An 18,804-nucleotide genomic window follows, 5' to 3' on the forward strand; every position below is an offset into this window, starting at 1 on the left:
AAGGAAGCCCCAGTTTTCGCCGTGGGTTGGGCCGGAACAGGCCGGATCGGGGATCGGGCCCGCGGGGCGGCCGTAAGCTCGCTGTTCGGTCAGGTGCCTGATCCTGATCCTGAACGGAAGGAAGTGCCGGATGCATGCTGATGCCCGTGTATCCGATGGCAGCAGTGTCACGCAGCCGCAGATCTCCCGGATCCCGGTGATCGTGCTGGTCACCATCTCGGCGCTGTATGTCGTCGCCCTGCTGCTCGGCGCCCTGGTGCGGTTCGACGTCCTCGGCGTGTGGCTCGGCGTCATCGCCGAGCTCTCCGCCGTCGCCGTGTGCATTGCCGCGGTCCTGAGGACCCGCCTGTCGCGATGGCAGGTGGTGCTCGGAGCCGCGGCCGTGACCGCCTACACCGCAGGCGATGTCTACTACCTGTCGACACTCAACGGGCAGCAGGCCCACGACGTCGTCTCGGCCGCGGACGTCGCCTACCTCGCCTTCTACCCCCTGATGCTCGGCGCCCTCGTCGTGACCGTGCGGAAGCTGAAGGGCGCGGCCTGGCCCCTGCTGCTGGACAGCCTGGTGGGAGCACTGGCCGCCGCATCCCTCATGGCCCTGATCCTCGCGCCGGTCCTGCGGTCCGGCGCCGGCGGCGGCACGACGTTCGGGATGGTCGTCGTGGTCATCTACCCGCTGCTCGATCTCCTGCTGATCACAGCCGTCGGCGGCCTGCTGGCCTCCCGCGGGCTCGATCTCGGGCCGCGCTGGTTGGTGCTCGTCGTCGGCCTGATCCTCTTCGCCGCTGCGGACATCGGCTTCGCGCTGGGCGCGCAGGAGTACGCCGTCGGCTCGATCGTCGACAGCGGGTGGATCCTGGGTATCGTCGCCATCGCGCTGTGGATCGACGGCGTCGCCCGCGCCGGGACGACCTTCCGCCACCAGGACCGCGGGCTGCCCGCCTTCACCACGCTGATGGTGTCCACGACCTCGGCCCTCGCAGTCCTGATCATCGGGTGCCAGATGCCCATCTCGCCCCTCGCCCAGGTCCTCGCCGCCCTGACCCTTCTCCTCGCCGCGGCACCCCTCCTGTTCAGGAACCGGCTGCTGGTCACCCTCGCGACCACGGACGACCTCACGGGACTGCCGAACCGCCGGGGATTCGTCACGGACCTTCACGGACGCCTGGGCAAGCATCGACCCGGCGCCCTGTTCTTCCTGGACCTCGACCGCTTCAAGGACGTCAACGACGCCCTGGGGCACAACGTCGGGGACGCCCTCCTCGTCCAGGTCAGCGAGCGCTTCGCCGGGGCGCTGAGGCATGACGATCTCCTCGCACGCCTCGGCGGCGACGAGTTCGCGGTGTTCCTCGACGGCCTGTCCCAGAAGGAAGCCCTGATCGTGGCGCGACGACTGGAAGCAGAACTCGCGGAACCCATCCGGGTCGGGACGGCCTCCCTGAAGATCAGCGTCAGCATCGGTATCGCCCTCACGCCCGAGAACGGCTCGGACATCAGCCTCCTGATGCGGAAGGCGGACATCGCCATGTTCCGGGCGAAGGCCACCCGCAGCGGACACCATCTCTACAGTTCGATGGACGACGACGGCGGCGCCCGGAAGCTCAGGACCCTGCAGGAGCTCCGCACGGCTCTGGTCGAGCGGCAGTTCGAACTGCACTACCAGCCCAAGGTGCACCTCTCCGACCACGCCGTGACCAGCGTCGAGGCCCTGGTCCGGTGGAACCACCCTGTTCTCGGCCAGCTGCCGCCGACGTCGTTCCTCCCCCTGGCGGAGGAAGCCGGCCTCATGCCCCAGCTCTCCGAGCTCGTGCTCGAGGCCGCAGTGGACCAGGTCTCGCGATGGCATGCCGACGGGCTGGCGATCAGCGTTGCCGTGAACCTGTCCGGGTCCTGCATCCAGCAGTATCTGCCCCGGCAGATCCTCACCCTGCTCGAGCAGCACAACACGCCGCCGGAGTGCCTCATGCTCGAGATCACCGAGGACATGCTGATGGCCGACCCCGCCCATTCCGCGAAGATCCTCGCACGCCTTCGCAGCGCCGGTATCCAGATCTCGATCGACGACTTCGGGACCGGTTACAGCTCCCTGGCGTACCTGCGCGACCTTCCCGCCGACGAGCTGAAGCTGGACCGCTCCTTCATCACCGCGATGCGCACCGACCCACGCGCCGGCGGGCTCGTGGGTTCCATCATCGACCTCGCACACAGCCTCGACCTGCGGGTGGTCGCCGAAGGAGTCGACAATGCAGAGACACTCGTGGAACTGCGTGCGCTGGGGTGCGATCTGGCCCAGGGCTTCCACTTCGCCAAGCCGCTGCCGGCCGCGAAGGTGGTCCCCTGGCTCACCAGGCATGCCCGGCCCGCAACGGCCACGAGCGTTCTCGGATGAGCGCCTGCTGGTGGGTTGTCGGCGACGCGCCTGACGACAATCCCTTACATCGCTGCAGGCACCGCCGATAGTTCTCCCGGTTCCACCGTTCGTGGCACCGGGGAGGAGGTAGAACCGTGAGCGCCCAGAATCTGTCGGCACTGCTCTGGCAGGAGCGTGAACTGCTCGAGCTCCTCGTCTTCAAACTCGAGGAGGAACAGCTCCTCCTCACCTCCGGCAGGACCCGCTGGCTCCACCACGCCACCCGTGAGGTGGAACAGGTGCTCGAGCGGCTCCGCGACACAGGCCTCGCCCGTGCCGTGCACGCCTCCGGTGTCGCGAAGGACTGGGGCATCGATGGCACCGCCACCCTCCGTGAGCTGGCCGCAGCAGCCCCCGACGAACCCTGGGGTGAACTGCTGACCGCGCACCTCCAGGCGATGACGGTCCTCGTGGCGCAGATCGGTGCGCTGCGCGACAGCAACCAGCACTTCCTGAAAGCGGCCAGCCGATCCGCCCAGGAGACCCTCGCGGGGATCGGCACCGGCGCAGGCACATACGCCGCAGACGGCGCTGCGGCCCGCGGTCACCGCCAGGGCCACGCACAACCCACCCTCCTCGACAAGGACATGTAGCGCGACGATGAGCACATTCAGCGGACTCACCACGGCGTACTCCGGACTGGCCGCAGCGCGCGCAGGCCTCGACGTCACCGGGCAGAACATCGCCAATGCGACCACGCAGGGGTACACGCGGCAGCGGCTCGAGACCGCTTCCGCCGCCCCGGCCCGGCCCTCGCTCTTCACCACCGGCATCCGTCCCGGCGAAGGCGTCCTCACCACGGGCATCGCCCGACTCGGAGACGCCCACCTCGAGGCACGCGTCCGGATCACGGCCGGCGCCGCCGGCTACACCGCTGTCCGCGCGCAGGCCTTCGCCACACTCGAGGACGGGCTGCGGGAGCCCGGCGCCCACGGCGTCTCGGCGTCCCTCCAGGACTTCTGGGCCGGCTGGCAGGAGGTCTCCAACGCACCCGAGAAGGGCGCCCCGGCGTCGACGCTGCTCGCAGCCGCAGGGCAGCTCACCTCCCGCATCGCCGCGGGCTACCGCGAGGTCGAGACCCAGTGGGCAACCTCACGATCCGCGGCCACCTCCCTCGCCACCGAGGTCAACGACGCCGCCGCGCTGGTCGCCGACCTCAACCGGCAGATCCGCTCCGCCGTCAACGCCGGTACCTCCGCCAACGAACTCATGGACCGCCGCACCACGCTGACGGCGACTCTCGCAGGGCTGACCGGTGCCACGGTCCGCGACAACGCGGACGGCACGACCGACGTCCTCGTGGCCGGCAACCCCCTCGTCTCCGGCACCACCGCCCTCACACTGCAGGTCACCGGACCGGCTGGGCTCGGCGGCGCCGGGACCGTCCAGGTCGAGTGGTCGCACCGCCCGGGGACTCCGGCCGGCGTCGAGAGCGGAGAGCTCGCCGCGACGCTCTCCCTCCTCGCCCCCGCCGGCGACGGCGGTCCCCTCGCCCAGGCAGCGGCCGGGTACAACGCATTCGCGACGACGCTCGCCGACCAGGTGAACACACTCCACAGCGACGCAGGCAAGGGTCCGTTCTTCGCGTACCAGCCGGACCGCGCCGCCGCCTCCCTCGACGTGCTGCCGACCCGCCGCGAGGACCTCGCGACCGGCGCACCGGGAGCGGGCGGCCTCGACGGCTCCGTGGCCGACAGCATCTCGGCGCTCGGCACGGGCAGCGGATCGCCCGACGCCGCATGGTCGGCGTTCGTCGTCGATCTCGGTGCCGTAGCGCGCACCGAGCGGCAGGCCTACTCCCTCGCTGAGGTCTCCGCCACCAGCGCCCTGCAGCAGCAGCTGAGCGCCACCTCGGTCAGCATGGACGAGGAACAGGTCAACCTGCTGCAGTACCAGCACGCCTACCAGGGCGCCGCGCGCGTGATGACGGCCGTCGACGAGATGCTCGATGTCCTCATCAACCGCATGGGAATCGTCGGACGCTAGGGAAAGGCCACCATGATCACGCGCGTCACCAACCACACCATGATGCAGGGAGCCCAGCGCTCACTGCAGCACAACCTCGCGCGGCTCGCCGAGCTGCAGGAGAAGGCGTCCAGCCAGAAGGCGATCAGCCGCCCGTCCGACGATCCGGCCGCCGCAGGGGAGGCGCTGCGCGTCCGCGCCGAGATCCGCGCGAACGAGCAGTACGCCCGGAACATCTCCAACGGCGAGGGCTGGCTCTCGCAGCTCGACAACGCGATGACGACGTCGAAGCGTGCGCTCGACCGCGTCAACGACCTCACGCTGCAGGGCTCGAACTCCGCCCTCCCCCCGGCCGCCCGGGAAGCCCTCGCACTCGACGTCAAATCCCTGCGCAGCGAACTCGCTGCCCAGGCCAACGCGACCTACGCCGGCCGGTTCCTGTTCGCCGGGAACACCGACGCCGACGATGCCCTCCGTGCGGATCTCACGTTCGAGCCCGGCGGGACGGTGGAGCGGAGGGTCGGCCCCGACCAGAACATCCGCGTCGATGCGGACGGCACGGCCGTCTTCGGCAGCGGCACCGGCTCGGTCTTCGCCCTGCTGGACGCCATCGCCGCGGACCTGGACGCCGGCAAGGACGTCTCGGTGCACCTCGCGCCGCTCCAGCAGCGCATCCAGGCCCTCACCACCGAGCACAGCGAGATCGGCACCCGCCACGCGCGCCTGCTCGAAGCCAAGGACGCCGTCGCCGATGCCTCGCTGACCCTCGAAGGAGAACGCGCCACCGTGGAAGACGTCGACCTCGCCTCCATCATCCTGGACCTCAAGCTCCAGGAGACCGCCTACCAGAGCGCGCTCGCCGTCTCGGCCCGCGTGCTGCAGCCCTCCCTGATGGACTTCCTGCGATGAGGGCCGCGTTCGTCACCCCTCCCCCGGGGCTCGCGCCGCTCACGGACTTCCACCTCGAGCAGGTGCAGGGCGCGGACGGGCTGTTCACGCTCACCGCGGCGCTGGACACCGGCGTGCGCCTGTTCCTCCTCGACGCCGCCACGTACGTCCCGCAGTACAGCCCCCGCTTCTCGGACGCGCAGCGCGACGTCCTCGGAGCGGACGTCCCGGAGGCCCACCTGTTCGTCGTCGCCAATCCCGGTCCCAGCGGTACCACCGTCAACCTGGCCGCGCCGATCGTCCTGGATCCGACCACGGGACGCTGCGCTCAACTGATCCTCGAGGGAACCGACTACCCGCTCCGGGCGTCCCTGGCCCAGGCCGCCTGACAACGGATCGGAGACGGAAAGAGCCGCCCGGCGATGCCGGGCGGCTCTTGTCATCTCACGTCGTCGTGCAGGTGTGGCGGGTCGCGCTGTCGCGCACCCACCACAGCTGCTCAACGAGCGGACGGTGCGCGGAGGCTACGCGAAGTCGGCCGTCGCGGGATCGGCGCCGATGCGGCCGGCCGCGCCCTTGTCGAGCCCGTTGATGGCCTCGATGTCCTCGTCCTCGAGCTTCACATCGAGGGACTCCCAGTTCTCGATGATGCGCGACTCCGTGACGGACTTCGGGATGACCACGTTGCCGAGCGCGAGGTGCCAGGCGAGCACGACCTGCGCGGGGGTGGCGTTGCGCTTCTGCGCGATGTCCTGCAGCACGGCGTCGTCGAGCAGTCCCTTGCCGGAACCGAGGGGCGACCACGACTGGTGGAGGATGCCCTTCTCGGCCTCGAACGCGCGGAGCTCGGCCTGGTTCAGGAAGGGGTGCGTCTCCACCTGGTTGATGGCCGGGACGACGCCGGTGGCGTCGATGATCTCGTTGAGGGCCTCGATGGTGAAGTTCGAGACGCCGATGCTCTTCACGCGTCCCTGCTTCTGCAGCTCGATGAGGGCCTTCCAGGTGTCCAGGTACTTGCCCTGCTTGGGCTGCAGCCAGTGGATGAGGTAGAGGTCCAGGGTCTCGAGGCCGAGACGCTCCATCGACTCCTCGAACGCCTTGAGGGTACTCTCGTAGCCCTGGTCGGCGTTCCACAGCTTGGTGGTGATGAACATTTCGTCGTGGCTCAGGCCGGACGACGCGATGGCACGGCCCACGCCGGCTTCGTTCCCGTAGATCTTGGCGGTGTCGATGTGGCGGTAGCCGACCTTGAAGGCCTTGCCGACGACGTCCTCGGCAACGTTGTCCTCGACCTGCCACACACCGTAGCCGAGCTGCGGGATCGTGTGGCCGTCGTTGAACGTAAGATTCGGTGATGTAGTCATATAGGCGGGAACCAACGATGCAGCCCGTTTATTTCTGTTCCCACCGACAACTATCAGCCAGCGTGCTTTCGGACCGGCCCTGGCGGCCGCGCCGGTCGGCCCGCGGGACGGGGGTGGGACGTGCTCGACGACGACCAGGCAGCCCTGCATGACGCCGCCTACCGGTATGCCTTCCGCCGATCGCTCTCGGCACGGCTCGCGTCCTCCGCCGCCCGCGAGGCCATCGAGTCGCTGGACGCCGGACCCGTCACCGGACCTCCCGGTCCGGGCGACGACGGATTCTCCGCACCCGAGGCCGGCTCGGACCGCGACGCCGTCCTGCGGGCGACCAGGGCCGTCCTGGAGCGTTACCTTCCCTCGACGCTGCCACCGCGCGCCGGCGGCGATGCCTCCCTGCAGGCGGCCCTCTCCGACCTCTCCCCCGCCGACCGCGAGCTCCTCCTCCTGCACCATTGGGACGGTCTCACGGCCGAGGACGCCGCGCGGGTGGCCGGGGGCGAGCCGGGACGCCTCCCCGCCGTCGAGGCCGCCTGCGCCCATCCTGCCCTGCGCGGGAGTGGGACGGCCGGTGAGCTGCCGTCCGGCGCTGCGCTCTCCGCCGCACTGGCCGCCGCCGACCCCGCCGCCGTGGTCACCTCCGAGGACCTCGCCCGCAGCCGCCGCGGCCTTCCCGGCATCGGAGTCGCGCCGTCGACCGATGAGCGGCGTGCCTCCCCTCCGACGAGCGAGCGGCGTGCCGCCGCCACCCCAGGCACCCCAAACACCCGGGTCACCCCGGCAGTACCCGCCGCTGCTGCGGCGGACCACGCCCCGGCGGTGCGGGAGGACCTCCCCCGGCTCCTCGCCCGCGCCGGGATCCCCCGCGGGCGGGTCCAGGCGGTCCTGGGGACCCTCCTCCTGCTCGTCGTCGTCGCGGGTCTGGCCACGGCCCTCATTCCGCGCGCCGCCCCCGGCCCTGCGGGCGACGTCGAACGGCTGTTCGCCCTCGCCGACGTCGTGGCCGTCGTGTCCGTCGCAGCTGTCGAACCCACGACGGTCGACGGCGAACTGCGGATGCTGCAGGCCTCCTCCGTGGTGCAGATCGTGAAGGGGGACGCCGACGGAACCACCCTGACCGTCGACGTCACCGGGCGGAGCACTCTCGAGCGCCCCTACGGCCGGGAACTCTTCCCACCGGACCGACTCGTGTTCCTGGTGCGTGATGGCGACGGCGTCCTCTCGCCGATCGAGGGGGAGGGGTCCGTCCTGACGCTGATCGACCGCCGGTCCCCGGAGGCGGCGACGATCGACGGAGACCCGGCGCCGCTGCCGGACGAGCTCCGCGACGCCATCCGTGCCCTACCCGCGGAGGAGCTCACGCTGGACACGAACGGGAGGGCACCGGGGTCGCTGCCTGCCGAGTCCGTCGTGGGCACCCGCCCGGCCGAGGGCCGCGACGTCCAGAACCTGCCCGCGGACCGGCTCGGCACGTTCCGCGTCCTGCCCGCGGGGGACGGCCGGGCGTGCGTGGTCTTCGAGTACACCGGGCGGTCGGTCCTCCTCCGCTGGCCCGAGGGCTTCTCCGCCTACGAGCGCATCGAGGTCCTGTCCTATCCGAACGGGGACCCCCGGCGCGGTCGGCAGGTGCTGACGGTCCTGAACGACCGCGGCTACCCGTACGTGGACGAGCAGCGGCAGGCCCCGTTCATCGGCGGCATGCCGACCGGCGAACAGGGCGAGTGCGGCGGACAGGAGCTCGAGGTCTGGGACATCGCCGTGGAACCCGGGACCACGCTGCTGTCCTACTGACCGCCGGGCATCGCCCGCTCGGCCTCCTCGACGTCCTCCGCCACGAGCTGGGCGCGGCGGCGTACGTTGTCGAGGCCCGAGGACGCGACCCCCCACCGTTCGCCGTCGAGCCTCGTCATCGCAGCGGCCTCCGCGGTGGTCGCGAGGGTGTTCCCGGCCCGGGACAGCGCCCGGTGCACCTGCAGGAGGGCGCCGGGGATGTCGAGGCCCGTACTCGGGGACGAGGCCTGGGCGCTCACGCAGATGGCCCGCACACGCGGCAGCATCGCGCCGAGCTCGTCGGCGACCGCCACGAGCTCGTTGTAGACGTCGTCGTCCTCGATGCCTTCGAGAATCTGGTGATAGCGGTCGAGGCCCCGGCGGAAGCGGTCGTGCGCGCGGCGCCACACCCCGGTGCCGAGCTCGGCGTCGTCCCTGCGACCCTGCCGCGCCGCTGCGAAGAATGCCACCTGGCTGTTACAGGTACTGGCCGGGGCCGTGGCCCTCGGCCTGGTTCGAGGCGGCCTGCCGGCCGGGCAGGGTGCGTTTCGGTTCGCCGTCCTCGCCGATGACCACACCGGGGGCTATCACGGTGCCGGGAGGAAGCTGGCGGAGCTGGAGGCGGGCCGCCAGCTGCTGGTTGGCCATCTGCTGCGCCGCGAGCGCCGTCTGGATGCCGTGGAAGAGGCCCTCGAGCCAGCCCACGAGTTGCGCCTGTGCCACGCGCAGCTCTGCGTCGGTGGGAACCACGCCCTCGTCGAAGGGCAGGTTGATACGATGCAGCTCCTCGACCAGCTCCGGGGCGAGTCCGTCCTCGAGCTCCCGCACCGAGCGCTCGTGGATGGAGGCGAGCCGGGTGCGGCCGGCGTCGTCGAGCGGCGCGCTGCGGACCTCCTCCAGCAGCTGCCTGAGCATGGTACCGATCCGCATGACCTTGGCCGGTTCGTCGACGAGGTCCGTGAGCGAGGCCGTGCGCCCCTCGGCGGGCACGGGGAGGCTCTCGCCCTCGGCGGGTGCCGCGGGCGCCGGGTCGGACGGACTGGCAGGCTGCTGTTCAGTCATCCCGCTATGCTCCCACAACCGTCCGGGGCCGATACGTCAGATCCAGCCCTGCTCCCAGGCGAGCGTCGCGGCCTCATAGCGTGACGGCGCGTCCAGCTTGGTCATCGCGGAGGACACGTAGTTCCGTACCGTGCCCGGCGCCAGGTGGAGCTCGCGGGCGATCGTCTGCAGGCTTGCCCCCTGCCGGCTGTGCCGCAGGACGTCGAGTTCGCGGGCGGTGAGCGGACACGATTCGCCGGTGAGGGCACTGGCCGCGATGTCCGGATCCACGTAGCGGCGGCCCGCGGCGACATCCCGGATGACATCCGCCAGCTTGTCGGCGGGGGTCGACTTCGGGACGAACCCGGACACCCTGCTCGCCAGAGCACGGCGCAGCACGCCGGGCCGGGCATGCCGGGTGACGATCACAACCCGCGTCGCCACCGTCCGGAGGATCTCCTCCGCGGCGTAGATGCCGTCGGTCGGCGGCATCTCGAGGTCCAGGACGCACACGTCGGGGGTGTGCTCCTTCGCGAGGCGCGTCGCGTCCGTCCCGTTGTCCGTGCTCGCCACCACCTCGAGGTCCGGTTCCAGTCCCAGCAGTGCCTCGAGCGCACCACGGATGAGATGCTCGTCGTCGGCGAGGACCACCCGGATCACGTCCGGTCCCCTCGGGCACCGGTGGTCCCGGCGAGGGCGGAGGCAGCTGAGGAGACCACGGCCGTCTCCGTCGGTGCAGCCGGCACGGAGACCGGGCCAGGGGTGGCGCGGCTTGCACCCGAAGCCCCGAGGGCGGTGCCCGGGAGCCCGGGTGTGGTGGCCGTGAGCACGAAGAGCCCGTCCTCCTGCCGGACCTCGATCCCTCCCCCGACGGCTTCGAACCGCCGTCGGAGCCCGTCGATGCCTGATCCGCCGGGGCGGGCTTCGGCGCCGACGCCGTCGTTGATCACGGTCAGGACGGATCCGGTCCCGGTCCGGGCGAGGCGCAGCGTGACCGCGATCGCCTCGCTGTGACGGAGGATGTTGGTCGTGGCCTCGCGGATCACGAGGCCGAACAGGGTCCTCTCCTCCGCGGGCAGCGTATCGGCGTCGACGTCCACCGAGCATTCGATGCCCGCGGCGCGGAGGACCTCGGCGGCATTCGCGGCCTCGGCGGAAAGGGACACCGTCCGATACCCGTGAACGAGGGCCCGGGTGTCCTCCAGCGCGGTCCGGGCCAGCTGCTGGGCCTCCGTGATCTGGACACGTGCCCCTTCGGGATCGGCGTCGAGCAGTCGGCCGGCGAGCTCCGTCTTGAGCGCGATGACCTGGAGGTGGTGACCCTGGATGTCGTGCAGGTCCGCTGCGAAGCGCAGCCGCTCCTTGGCCACTGCGAGCTCCCCGGAGGTGCGGCGGCTGTCGTCGAGGCGCAGCACGATGTCCCACCACCAGATACTCGCCACGAAGAGCATGGGGGTCATCAGGGCCCAGACGGCGAGGGAGGCCACGGTGCCGCCCTCCCAGGACGGACCGCCGACCGTGTGGCCGAGCAGGAGTCCGAGCGGCCCGTGCACGAGGAGCACAACCAGCCCGACACCGAGGATCCACCACCGGGGCCGCAGCCCGACGACGACGGCCAGTGCGTTGCAGGCCAGCCAGAGCGGGACGGCCCCCACCCACAGGGTGTGCGGCTGTCCGAGGCCGATGAACCAGAGGGCGCCGCCCGGCAGCAGCAGCCACAGGGTGTAGTGGCGCGCAGGCAGTCCGCCGCCCAGGCCTCTCCTGAAGAACCAGCAGTAGCGGACCAGCGATGCAGCGGAAGCCAGCGCGAGCACGAGGATCACGAGGTCGGGCAACTGCAAGCCGTACTCGCCGCCACCGAGCATCACCAGGGTCGAGACCGCCGTCACGAAGAGTCCGTAGGCTGCGATCGTCCCGACCGTGTAGCGCCAGGTCGCCCTGACTCCGCGCCCGGGCTCCGGCTGCTCCGTCGTCTCCCCGTTCCGGGTGCTGCGTCGAGCAGTGAAAAGCGCCATGGTCACCATGGTAGGACCATGACATTTGTCATGGTCCCGGTGTGGAGACCATCAGGTGAGGTCATGACGGACGGCCACTGACGCGTGCCGGCGCGGCTGGCGAGGATTGACCCATGACCACATCACCCAGCACCCAGGCATCCCCGTCCAGGCAGGGCCGGCGGGCCGCGTCCGAGGCACCCGCCGACACCATCGCGGTCTCGGCCGAGGGCCTGCGCTGCGCCTACGGCTCATTCGAGGCCGTGCGCGGCATCGACCTGTCCATCAGGAACGGGGAGTTCTTCGCGCTTCTCGGCACCAACGGCGCAGGCAAGACCACCACCATGGAGACACTCGAGGGGCACCGCCGTGCCTCGTCCGGCAGCGTGTCGGTCCTGGGTGGCGACCCCTACAGCGACAGGGCCTCGATCCGCCCCCGCCTCGGCATCATGCTGCAGGAAGCCGGGTTCGCCGACGACCTCACGGTCGAGGAGACCTGCCGCCTCTGGCTCCGGCTTTCGTCGGCCCATCCGCGGACCGGGAGCCAGGCGGAGGTGATCGCGAGCGGACTGGAGGTCCTCGACCTCGCGGCGAAGGCGACCACCCGGGTCAAGATGCTCTCGGGCGGTCAGCGGCGGCGCCTCGACCTCCTCCTCGCGACGGCGAACGAACCGGACCTCCTGTTCCTCGACGAACCCACCACGGGCCTCGACCCGGAATCCCGGGAACGGACGTGGGAGCTCGTCCGGGGCCTGAACGACGCCGGGACCACGGTGGTCCTCACGACCCACTACCTCGAGGAGGCCGAGAGCTACGCGGACCGGCTCGCCATCATGCACGACGGTCGGATCGCCGTGGAGGGCACCCTTCCGGAGGTGCTGCGGCGCGAGCCGTCGGTCATCTCCTTCGAGGTGGATGCGTCCGTCGACGTCCTGCAGCTCGGCGGCCTCGGGCTGTCCCCCGACTTCACCCCTACCCCTGCCCGGACCCGGGTGACCGTGCCGTCCCTGGACCTCCAGCAGGACCTCTGGAGGGTCCTGTCGTGGGCGGAGGGGGACGGCGTCCGCCTCGACCGCCTGTCCGCGTCGGAGGCCTCCCTCGCCGCGGTCTTCCGCCGGGTCAGCCTCGGCGACACCGCCTAGCTCCCGATCCAACAGTCCGACAGGAGAAAACCATGACCACCCTCGCAGAGGCCCACTCGACGCCCCGCGGTCCTTCCGCCGCCGGCCGCATCACGTCCATCGCACTCATGGAGCTGCGCATCATCTTCCGCAACAAGACGGTGCTCCTCGGCGCCGTCCTCATGCCGATCGCCATGGCCGTGTACTTCTTCTACTTCGGTGCGGAGCAGATGGTCGGGCCCTCGGCCACCGCCGTCATGGCGGGATTGACCCTCATGATCGTCGCCCTGCTCGGCGTCTACCTGACCGCGACGACGACGATCGCGACGCGGCGCGAGGAGCTCTTCCTGAAGCGGCTGCGCAGCGGTGAGTCCTCCGACACCGTCATCTGGCTCGGCATGCTGGCACCGATCGTCGCCCTCGTCGCCGGGCAGCTCGCGATCATCGCCGTCGGCTTCGGGGTGGCGGGGATGGACGCCCCGGCACGGCCGCTCGTGGTGCTCGGCGCCGTCCTCGGGTTCCTCGCCCTCTGTGCGACCGCCGGCATGCTGACCAGCATCTACACGCCCTCCGCGGCGGCCGCCCAGATCACCACCCTCCCCTTCCTCGCGGTCGTCATCGGCACCTTCTTCTGGACCGCCTTCGACGACGGTTTCGAGGCCGTGTCCCGGCTGACCCCGGGCGGCGCGCTGCAGAACCTGCTGATGGCGGGGTGGGGCGCCACCGAGCTGGACCTGACAGTGGCCGGTGCCGCCGCCGCCCTCCTGGCATGGATCGCGCTTCCCTACCTGGCCGCCGCGAAGCGCTTCCGGTGGGAGAAGCGCTGACCTCCCGGGGACGACGAAGCCCGACGCCGATCCTCCGGCGTCGGGCTTCTTCGTGCGTGAGGTGCCGACTAGCAGCAGCGACCCTCCGGGTTGGCGTCCTGGCGGTCCGTCTTGTCCCGCCAGAACTCCCGCTCGGTCATGGGCCGGCCACCGGCGTGCGTGCGCTCGTGGTGGTCGAGGTACGCCTGGTAGGCGTTCTCCCCCATGATGCCCTTGAACAGCCAGGCCAGCTCCCGTGCGGTGTCGCGCACCCGGGTGAGGCTGTGCGGCACAGTCATCAGTGGCCCGTCCTCGCCGGACGCTTGCCGGGTTCGAGGGCCGCCCACTGGGCCTCCAGGTCCTTCTCGGCGGGGGTGGCGATCAGGCCGGCCGGCGCGAAGACACGCGAGGCCACGGGAGCATCCTCGGCATCCGCCCCGCCACCGTGCCGGTAGGCCTTGATGGTGGCGATGATCGAGGTGGTGATCACGATGATGGCCAGCACCACGAAGACGATCGACAGTGTGCCCTGGATGAAGGTGTTGCGGACCACCGCCTCCATGGCGGCGACGGTCTGCGCTGCGCCGAAGCTCTCCTCCCCCGCCGCGAGCGCGTCGCGGAACGCCCTGTGCTGCGCCCAGTAGCCGATGGCCGGGACCGGCGAGAAGATCTTCAGGAACGACGCCGTGATGGTCACCACGGCGGCGAACGCCAGCGGCAGGGCGGGGATCCACAGGAACTTGAAGTACCCGCGCTTCGCGCAGATCGCCATGCAGACCGCGAGCGCGATCGCCGCCAGCAGCTGGTTCGCGATGCCGAACAGCGGGAACAGCGTGTTGATGCCGCCCAGCGGGTCTGTGACGCCCATGATGAGGATCGCCCCCCAGCCGGCCACCATGATCGCGGTGCAGATCCACGCCCCGGTACGCCAGGAGGTGTCGCGGAAGCGGGGCACGAAGTTGCCGATGCTGTCCTGCAGCATGAACCGCGCCACGCGGGTACCGGCGTCGACCGCCGTGAGGATGAACAGGGCCTCGAACATGATCGCGAAGTGGTACCAGAACGCCATCATCCCCGCGCCGCCGAAGACGCCCTGCATGATCTGGGCGATGCCGACGGCCAGGGTCGGGGCGCCACCCGTGCGGGAGACGATCGACTCCTCACCGACGTTGGAGGCCATGGTGCTGAGCGCCTCGGGAGTCAGGCTGACGCCGGTCAGGCCGAGGCCGTTGACGAACGCGACCGCACCCTCGATGGTGCCGCCCGTCGCTGCCGCCGAGGAGTTCATGGCGAAGTAGATGCCGCGGTCGATCGACAGCGCCGCGACGAGGGCCATGATCGCCACGAAGGACTCCATGAGCATGCCGCCGTAGCCGATGAAGCGCGTCTGGCGCTCCTTCTCGATCATCTTCGGCGTGGTACCGGAGGCGATCAGGGCGTGGAACCCGGAGAGCGCACCGCAGGCGATGGTGACGAAGAGGAACGGGAACAGCGTGCCCGCGACGACCGGGCCCTGCCCCGAGCTCGCGTACTCGGTGACCGCGGGGACACTGATCTCGGGACGCGTGACGACGATCGCGACCGCGAGCATGATGATCGTGCCGATCTTCATGAAGGTGGAGAGGTAGTCGCGCGGGGCGAGCAAGAGCCAGACCGGCAGGACGGCGGCGATGAAGCCGTAGATGATGATGCCCCAGGCGATGGTGATGCGGTCGAGCGTGAAGAGCTCGACGCCCCACGCCGTCTCGGAGATCCAGCCACCGCCGATGATGGCGAGCAGCAGCAGCACGAACCCGATCACGGACACCTCGGTGACCTTGCCGGGCCGGAGGTAGCGCAGGTAGACGCCCATGAACAGGGCGATCGGGATGGTCATCGAGACGGAGAAGACGCCCCACGGGCTCTCGCCCAGGGCGTTCACGACGACGAGGGCGAGGATCGCGACGATGATGATCATGATCGCGAGGGTGGCGATGAGCGCCGCCGTGCCGCCGATGACGCCGAGTTCCTCGCGCGCCATCTGGCCGAGCGAGCGGCCGCCCCGGCGCATGGAGAAGAACATCACGAGGTAGTCCTGCACCGCGCCCGCGAAGATCACGCCGATGATGATCCACAGGGTCCCGGGAAGGTAGCCCATCTGCGCGGCGAGCACCGGGCCCACGAGGGGGCCGGCTCCGGCGATGGCGGCGAAGTGGTGGCCGTAGAGGACGCGGCGGTCGGTGGCGGCGTAGTCCTTGCCGTCGGCCTTGTACTCGGCGGGGGTCGCACGACGGTCGTCCGGCTTCAGCAGGTTCCGCTCGATGAACTTCGAGTAGAACCGGTAGGCGATCAGATACGTGCAGACCGCCGCGAAGACGAACCAGATGGCGTTGACGGTCTCCCCGCGGACGATCGCGAGGATGGTCCAGGAAACACCGCCGAGGAGGGCGATGCCCACCCACAGGGCGATCTTCGCCGGCGTCCACCGGCGGTCTTCTGCTTCAGCCCGCTGCGGGTCGACGGCGACCGGCGGCAGGTTCGGGTCCGTCACCAGCACGTCGGCGTGCCGGTGGGACCCGTTCTGCTTCTTACTCATGTTGCTCCTCGAAGGCGAGAGTGTGATGCACACGAAGGTAGCAACTTAGTGAGGCGTACATCACAGCGCAAGCCCTTCGAGCCGTGGGTTGCGCCGAACGCGCCCGGACCTGCGGCGAGTGGGCGGCGCTTCCCGCCACTTCCCGGCGCTTCCAGCCGCCTCCGGTGCCGAACCCGGCCCGTGGGAACCAGCGATCCTAGGTCATGGTCAGCAGGACCTTGCCGGTGTGCTCCCCGGAGTCGAAGTAGGTGTGCGCGTCCGCGACCTCCGCGAGCGGGAAGCTCCGGTCCACGAAGGGCCGCACCGCTCCGGACGCCACGAGCGGCCAGACGTGCTCCTGCACAGCGCGCATGATCGCGGCCTTCTCCGCGACGGGACGGGACCGCAGCGTGGTGCCGGCCACGCTCGCACGCTTGCCCATCAGCGCCGCGAGGTCGAGTTCCGCCTTCGCCCCGCCCTGCAGCCCGATCACCACGAGCCGCCCGCCCGTGGCGAGCGCATCGAGGTTGCGCGCCAGGTATCCCGCGCCGACGACGTCGAGGATGACGTCCACGCCCCGACCGTCCGTTGCCGCCCGGACCTCCGCGACGAAGTCCTGGTCCCGGTAGTTGATCAGGGATCCCACGCCCAGGGACCGGGCGACGTCGAGCTTGGCAGCCGATCCCGCTGTGACGTGCGGGACCGCACCGAGGGCGAGGACCACCTGGGTCGCCATCAGGCCGATCCCGCCGGACGCCCCGTGGATCAGGACGTGGTCACCGGCCTCGAGTCCGGCCTGCAGCACGAGATTGGACCAGACGGTCGCGGCGGTCTCGGGGAGCGCGGCGGCCTCCACGAGGCCCACGCCCGCCGGCGCCAAAATCACCTGCCCCGCCGGCACGGCGACCTGGTCGGCGTATCCGCCGCCGGCCAGCAGTGCGACGACGGCGTCCCCGACCGCGAAGCCGGTCTCGCCCGGGTCCGCCACGTGCCCCGAGACCTCCAGCCCCGGGACGGCGGACGCCCCGGCGGGCGGCGGGTAGAAGCCGCGCCGCTGCTGCACATCGGCGCGGTTGAGGCCCGCGGCGAGGACGTCGATGAGCACCTCGCCGGCGGCCCGCACCGGTGCGGAGACCTCCTCCACCGAGAGCACCTCCGGCCCACCAGCCCCCTCGATCACGACTGCGCGCACGCCGACCTCCACTCTCTCCCGGGTATTTGGGCGTCACCTGCCCCGCATGAAACACTAACGGCGGGAAGGTTGTCCGAGCGGCCGAAGGAGCTGGTCTTGAAAACCAGTGGGCGGTTACCCCGTCTCAAGGGTTCGAATCCCTTACCTTCCGCGAGAGCGCCGCACCTGCGCTGACACGAGGCCGGTCGGGCCGATCGAAGGATCGGCCCGACCGGCCTCTGTCGTTGCGCAGGCCTTCTCGCGGGCCGGACGGTATGCCTATACGGCGTCGGATGCCTCCAGGCGGCCCGAACGGACCGCCTTCGCGAAGGCCTCGTAGTCGCGTTCGTTCTGATCGGAGTAGCGCTGTGAGAAGTCGGTGACGGAGCGGTCGAATTTGTCGCTCTTCCCGAGGTAGGCGGAGATCGCGATCGGGTCGCCGGAGCGGGCGTGCGCCCGGGCCAGGGTCCAGCCGCAGGCGTCGGCGTAGAAGGTCAGGGCGAGCGGTCTCATCTCCTCGACGACGGCCGAGCCCTTCATGTCGCGCAGTTGCCGCCAGTACAGGTACCGGTTGTCCTGTACACCCTTGGTCCATCCCAGGAAGATGTCGCTCGCGGCCTGCATCATCCGCTGCCCCTGCACCACGCGCTCGCCCGGCTGCTTGAACCGGCTCTTCGGCAGGTGGTCCTCCAGCACCGACCTCGTGGCCTCCTTGACCTGCAGGAACAAGGGATCCTGCTGGTCGCGGCCCTGCAGCAGGGCGATGAACGCCCGCGTCCCGACGCTGCCGACCCCCACGACCTTCCGGGCGACGTCGACGACCTCGAAGCGTTCCAGCAGCTGGCGCCGGTCGGCGGGCAGGGTGGCACGGTAGGACCGCAACTGCTTACGGATGGCGGGTCCCACCTCATCGGGCGACATACCGTACACCTCGCCCAGCTCCCGCACCGGGATGACGATCGGTGGCTGACTGACGATCCGGTACTTCCCGTCCACGAGCTCGGCAAGTTTGGACAGTGCGTGCAGGCTGTCCCGGGCGCGGGCCTTGTCGACGTTCCGTCGAGCTGCCTTCGCCCCGCTCTCAGCCTTCTTCAGGGCCTTGCCCTTCTGGGTACCCACGGCCAGGTCCATGGCTTCCATCAGCCGCTCCTCGGAGAAACGGGCGTACCAGATGTCCAGCGTGCGCATCTGCGCGAACCCCGCCATCGCTTCGCGGTAGGCCCGCACGGCCGTGAGCGTCACGTCGCGCACCTCCTCCGCGGTGAACGCGTTGTTCCGTGCAGCGATCGTGAAACTCGCGGCCATGCGCTTGACGTCGTACTCGAACGGTCCCGGAAGGGTCTCGTCGAAGTCGTTCAGGTCGAACAGCAGGTTCCGCTCCGGCGAGGCGAAGACGCCGAAGTTGGACAGGTGGGCGTCCCCGCACAGCTGGGAGACCAGGCCCGCCCGCGGAGTGTCCTTCAGGTCGGCGGCCATGATCCTGGCCGCACCCCGGTAGAACGTGAACGGTGAGGCCATCATCCGCCCGTGCCGCACCGGCAGGAGATCCTGGTCGCGGGTGAGGTTCTGTTCCTCGAGCAGCGCGACCGGATCCGGGCGGTCGGACGAGGGGACCCATCCCTTGTGGCCGGAAACCGGCGACTTCTCCCGGCATGCCTTGCCCCTCGCAGCACGTTCCTCGGCACTCCTGTGCTTGACCTTGGTCTCGGCCATGATCGGTGGC

Annotated in this window: 17 protein-coding genes and 1 tRNA gene; 9 read left to right on the forward strand and 9 right to left on the reverse strand. The window is 70.3% G+C overall.

The annotated features are described in order from the left end of the window. The first annotated feature begins 130 nt into the window (after positions 1-130). From AC4D2F_RS14440 to AC4D2F_RS14460, 5 genes are all read left to right on the forward strand, one after another. Positions 131-2,389, forward strand: coding sequence for a putative bifunctional diguanylate cyclase/phosphodiesterase (locus AC4D2F_RS14440; RefSeq protein WP_490911151.1), 2,259 nt, complete (start codon positions 131-133; stop codon positions 2,387-2,389). A 116-nt stretch (positions 2,390-2,505) separates the two neighbouring features. Then, positions 2,506-3,003 carry a flagellar protein FlgN gene (locus AC4D2F_RS14445; RefSeq protein WP_490911152.1) on the forward strand — a complete coding sequence of 166 codons (498 nt, stop codon included), beginning with the start codon at positions 2,506-2,508 and terminating at the stop codon, positions 3,001-3,003. 7 nt (positions 3,004-3,010) lie between these two features. After that, the gene (flgK, locus tag AC4D2F_RS14450; protein ID WP_490911153.1) at positions 3,011-4,396 is read left to right on the forward strand and encodes a flagellar hook-associated protein FlgK; all 1,386 of its coding nucleotides are present in this window, start codon (positions 3,011-3,013) and stop codon (positions 4,394-4,396) included. Between the two features lie 12 nt (positions 4,397-4,408). Then, positions 4,409-5,284 (forward strand): flagellar hook-associated protein FlgL, encoded by an 876-nt coding sequence (gene flgL / locus AC4D2F_RS14455; protein ID WP_490911155.1) that lies wholly within the window; start codon positions 4,409-4,411, stop codon positions 5,282-5,284. Next, positions 5,281-5,652: a flagellar assembly protein FliW gene (locus AC4D2F_RS14460; protein WP_490911157.1), complete on the forward strand. Its 372-nt coding sequence runs from the start codon at positions 5,281-5,283 to the stop codon at positions 5,650-5,652. The genes flgL and AC4D2F_RS14460 overlap by 4 nt, the downstream gene beginning before the upstream one ends. A gap of 135 nt (positions 5,653-5,787) precedes the next feature. Here the strand turns inward: AC4D2F_RS14460 and AC4D2F_RS14465 are convergent, their stop codons facing one another. Then, positions 5,788-6,627: an aldo/keto reductase gene (locus AC4D2F_RS14465; protein ID WP_104166964.1), complete on the reverse strand. Its 840-nt coding sequence runs from the start codon at positions 6,625-6,627 to the stop codon at positions 5,788-5,790. Between the two features lie 120 nt (positions 6,628-6,747). Between AC4D2F_RS14465 and AC4D2F_RS14470 the strand changes: the two genes are divergently transcribed. Continuing rightward, a complete protein-coding gene (locus AC4D2F_RS14470; protein ID WP_490911159.1) occupies positions 6,748-8,415 on the forward strand; it encodes a hypothetical protein in 1,668 nt (555 codons plus the stop codon). Here AC4D2F_RS14470 and AC4D2F_RS14475 read toward each other — a convergent pair. The 4 genes from AC4D2F_RS14475 to AC4D2F_RS14490 are packed head-to-tail and all read right to left on the reverse strand — an operon-like array spanning position 8,409 to position 11,450. Continuing rightward, on the reverse strand, positions 8,409-8,864 hold the full coding sequence (locus AC4D2F_RS14475) for a hypothetical protein (RefSeq protein WP_104166968.1): 456 nt from the start codon (positions 8,862-8,864) through the stop codon (positions 8,409-8,411). The genes AC4D2F_RS14470 and AC4D2F_RS14475 overlap by 7 nt on opposite strands. A 7-nt stretch (positions 8,865-8,871) precedes the next feature. Beyond that, the gene (locus AC4D2F_RS14480; protein ID WP_104166970.1) at positions 8,872-9,456 is read right to left on the reverse strand and encodes a bacterial proteasome activator family protein; all 585 of its coding nucleotides are present in this window, start codon (positions 9,454-9,456) and stop codon (positions 8,872-8,874) included. A 36-nt stretch (positions 9,457-9,492) separates the two neighbouring features. Beyond that, complete coding sequence (locus AC4D2F_RS14485) at positions 9,493-10,095, reverse strand: response regulator transcription factor (protein ID WP_490911161.1); 603 nt, start codon at positions 10,093-10,095, stop codon at positions 9,493-9,495. Further along, positions 10,092-11,450 carry a sensor histidine kinase gene (locus AC4D2F_RS14490; RefSeq protein WP_490911163.1) on the reverse strand — a complete coding sequence of 453 codons (1,359 nt, stop codon included), beginning with the start codon at positions 11,448-11,450 and terminating at the stop codon, positions 10,092-10,094. Before AC4D2F_RS14490 ends, AC4D2F_RS14485 begins: the two co-directional genes overlap by 4 nt. Positions 11,451-11,563: 113 nt before the next feature. On the opposite strand from AC4D2F_RS14490, the gene AC4D2F_RS14495 reads away from it, so the two are divergent. Both AC4D2F_RS14495 and AC4D2F_RS14500 read left to right on the forward strand, forming a co-directional pair. Continuing rightward, entirely contained in the window at positions 11,564-12,571 is a 1,008-nt protein-coding gene (locus AC4D2F_RS14495; RefSeq protein WP_490911164.1) for an ABC transporter ATP-binding protein, read from the forward strand. A 32-nt stretch (positions 12,572-12,603) separates the two neighbouring features. Then, entirely contained in the window at positions 12,604-13,377 is a 774-nt protein-coding gene (locus tag AC4D2F_RS14500; protein WP_104166978.1) for a hypothetical protein, read from the forward strand. Between the two features lie 68 nt (positions 13,378-13,445). On the opposite strand, the gene AC4D2F_RS14505 is transcribed toward AC4D2F_RS14500, so the two are convergent. The 3 genes from AC4D2F_RS14505 to AC4D2F_RS14515 form a co-directional block, all read right to left on the reverse strand. Then, on the reverse strand, positions 13,446-13,655 hold the full coding sequence (locus AC4D2F_RS14505; protein ID WP_104166980.1) for a YbdD/YjiX family protein: 210 nt from the start codon (positions 13,653-13,655) through the stop codon (positions 13,446-13,448). Then, positions 13,655-15,931, reverse strand: coding sequence for a carbon starvation CstA family protein (locus AC4D2F_RS14510; RefSeq protein ID WP_490911165.1), 2,277 nt, complete (start codon positions 15,929-15,931; stop codon positions 13,655-13,657). The genes AC4D2F_RS14505 and AC4D2F_RS14510 overlap by 1 nt, the downstream gene beginning before the upstream one ends. A 196-nt stretch (positions 15,932-16,127) precedes the next feature. Then, positions 16,128-17,102: an NAD(P)H-quinone oxidoreductase gene (locus tag AC4D2F_RS14515; RefSeq protein WP_490911166.1), complete on the reverse strand. Its 975-nt coding sequence runs from the start codon at positions 17,100-17,102 to the stop codon at positions 16,128-16,130. 63 nt (positions 17,103-17,165) lie between these two features. Here AC4D2F_RS14515 and AC4D2F_RS14520 point away from each other — a divergent pair. After that, positions 17,166-17,253 (forward strand) — tRNA-Ser (locus AC4D2F_RS14520). A gap of 107 nt (positions 17,254-17,360) precedes the next feature. Here AC4D2F_RS14520 and AC4D2F_RS14525 read toward each other — a convergent pair. Continuing rightward, positions 17,361-18,794: a DUF2252 domain-containing protein gene (locus AC4D2F_RS14525; RefSeq protein ID WP_490911167.1), complete on the reverse strand. Its 1,434-nt coding sequence runs from the start codon at positions 18,792-18,794 to the stop codon at positions 17,361-17,363. Positions 18,795-18,804 lie beyond the last annotated feature (10 nt).

This window comes from Arthrobacter sp. TJ-263 (genome assembly GCF_058269155.1).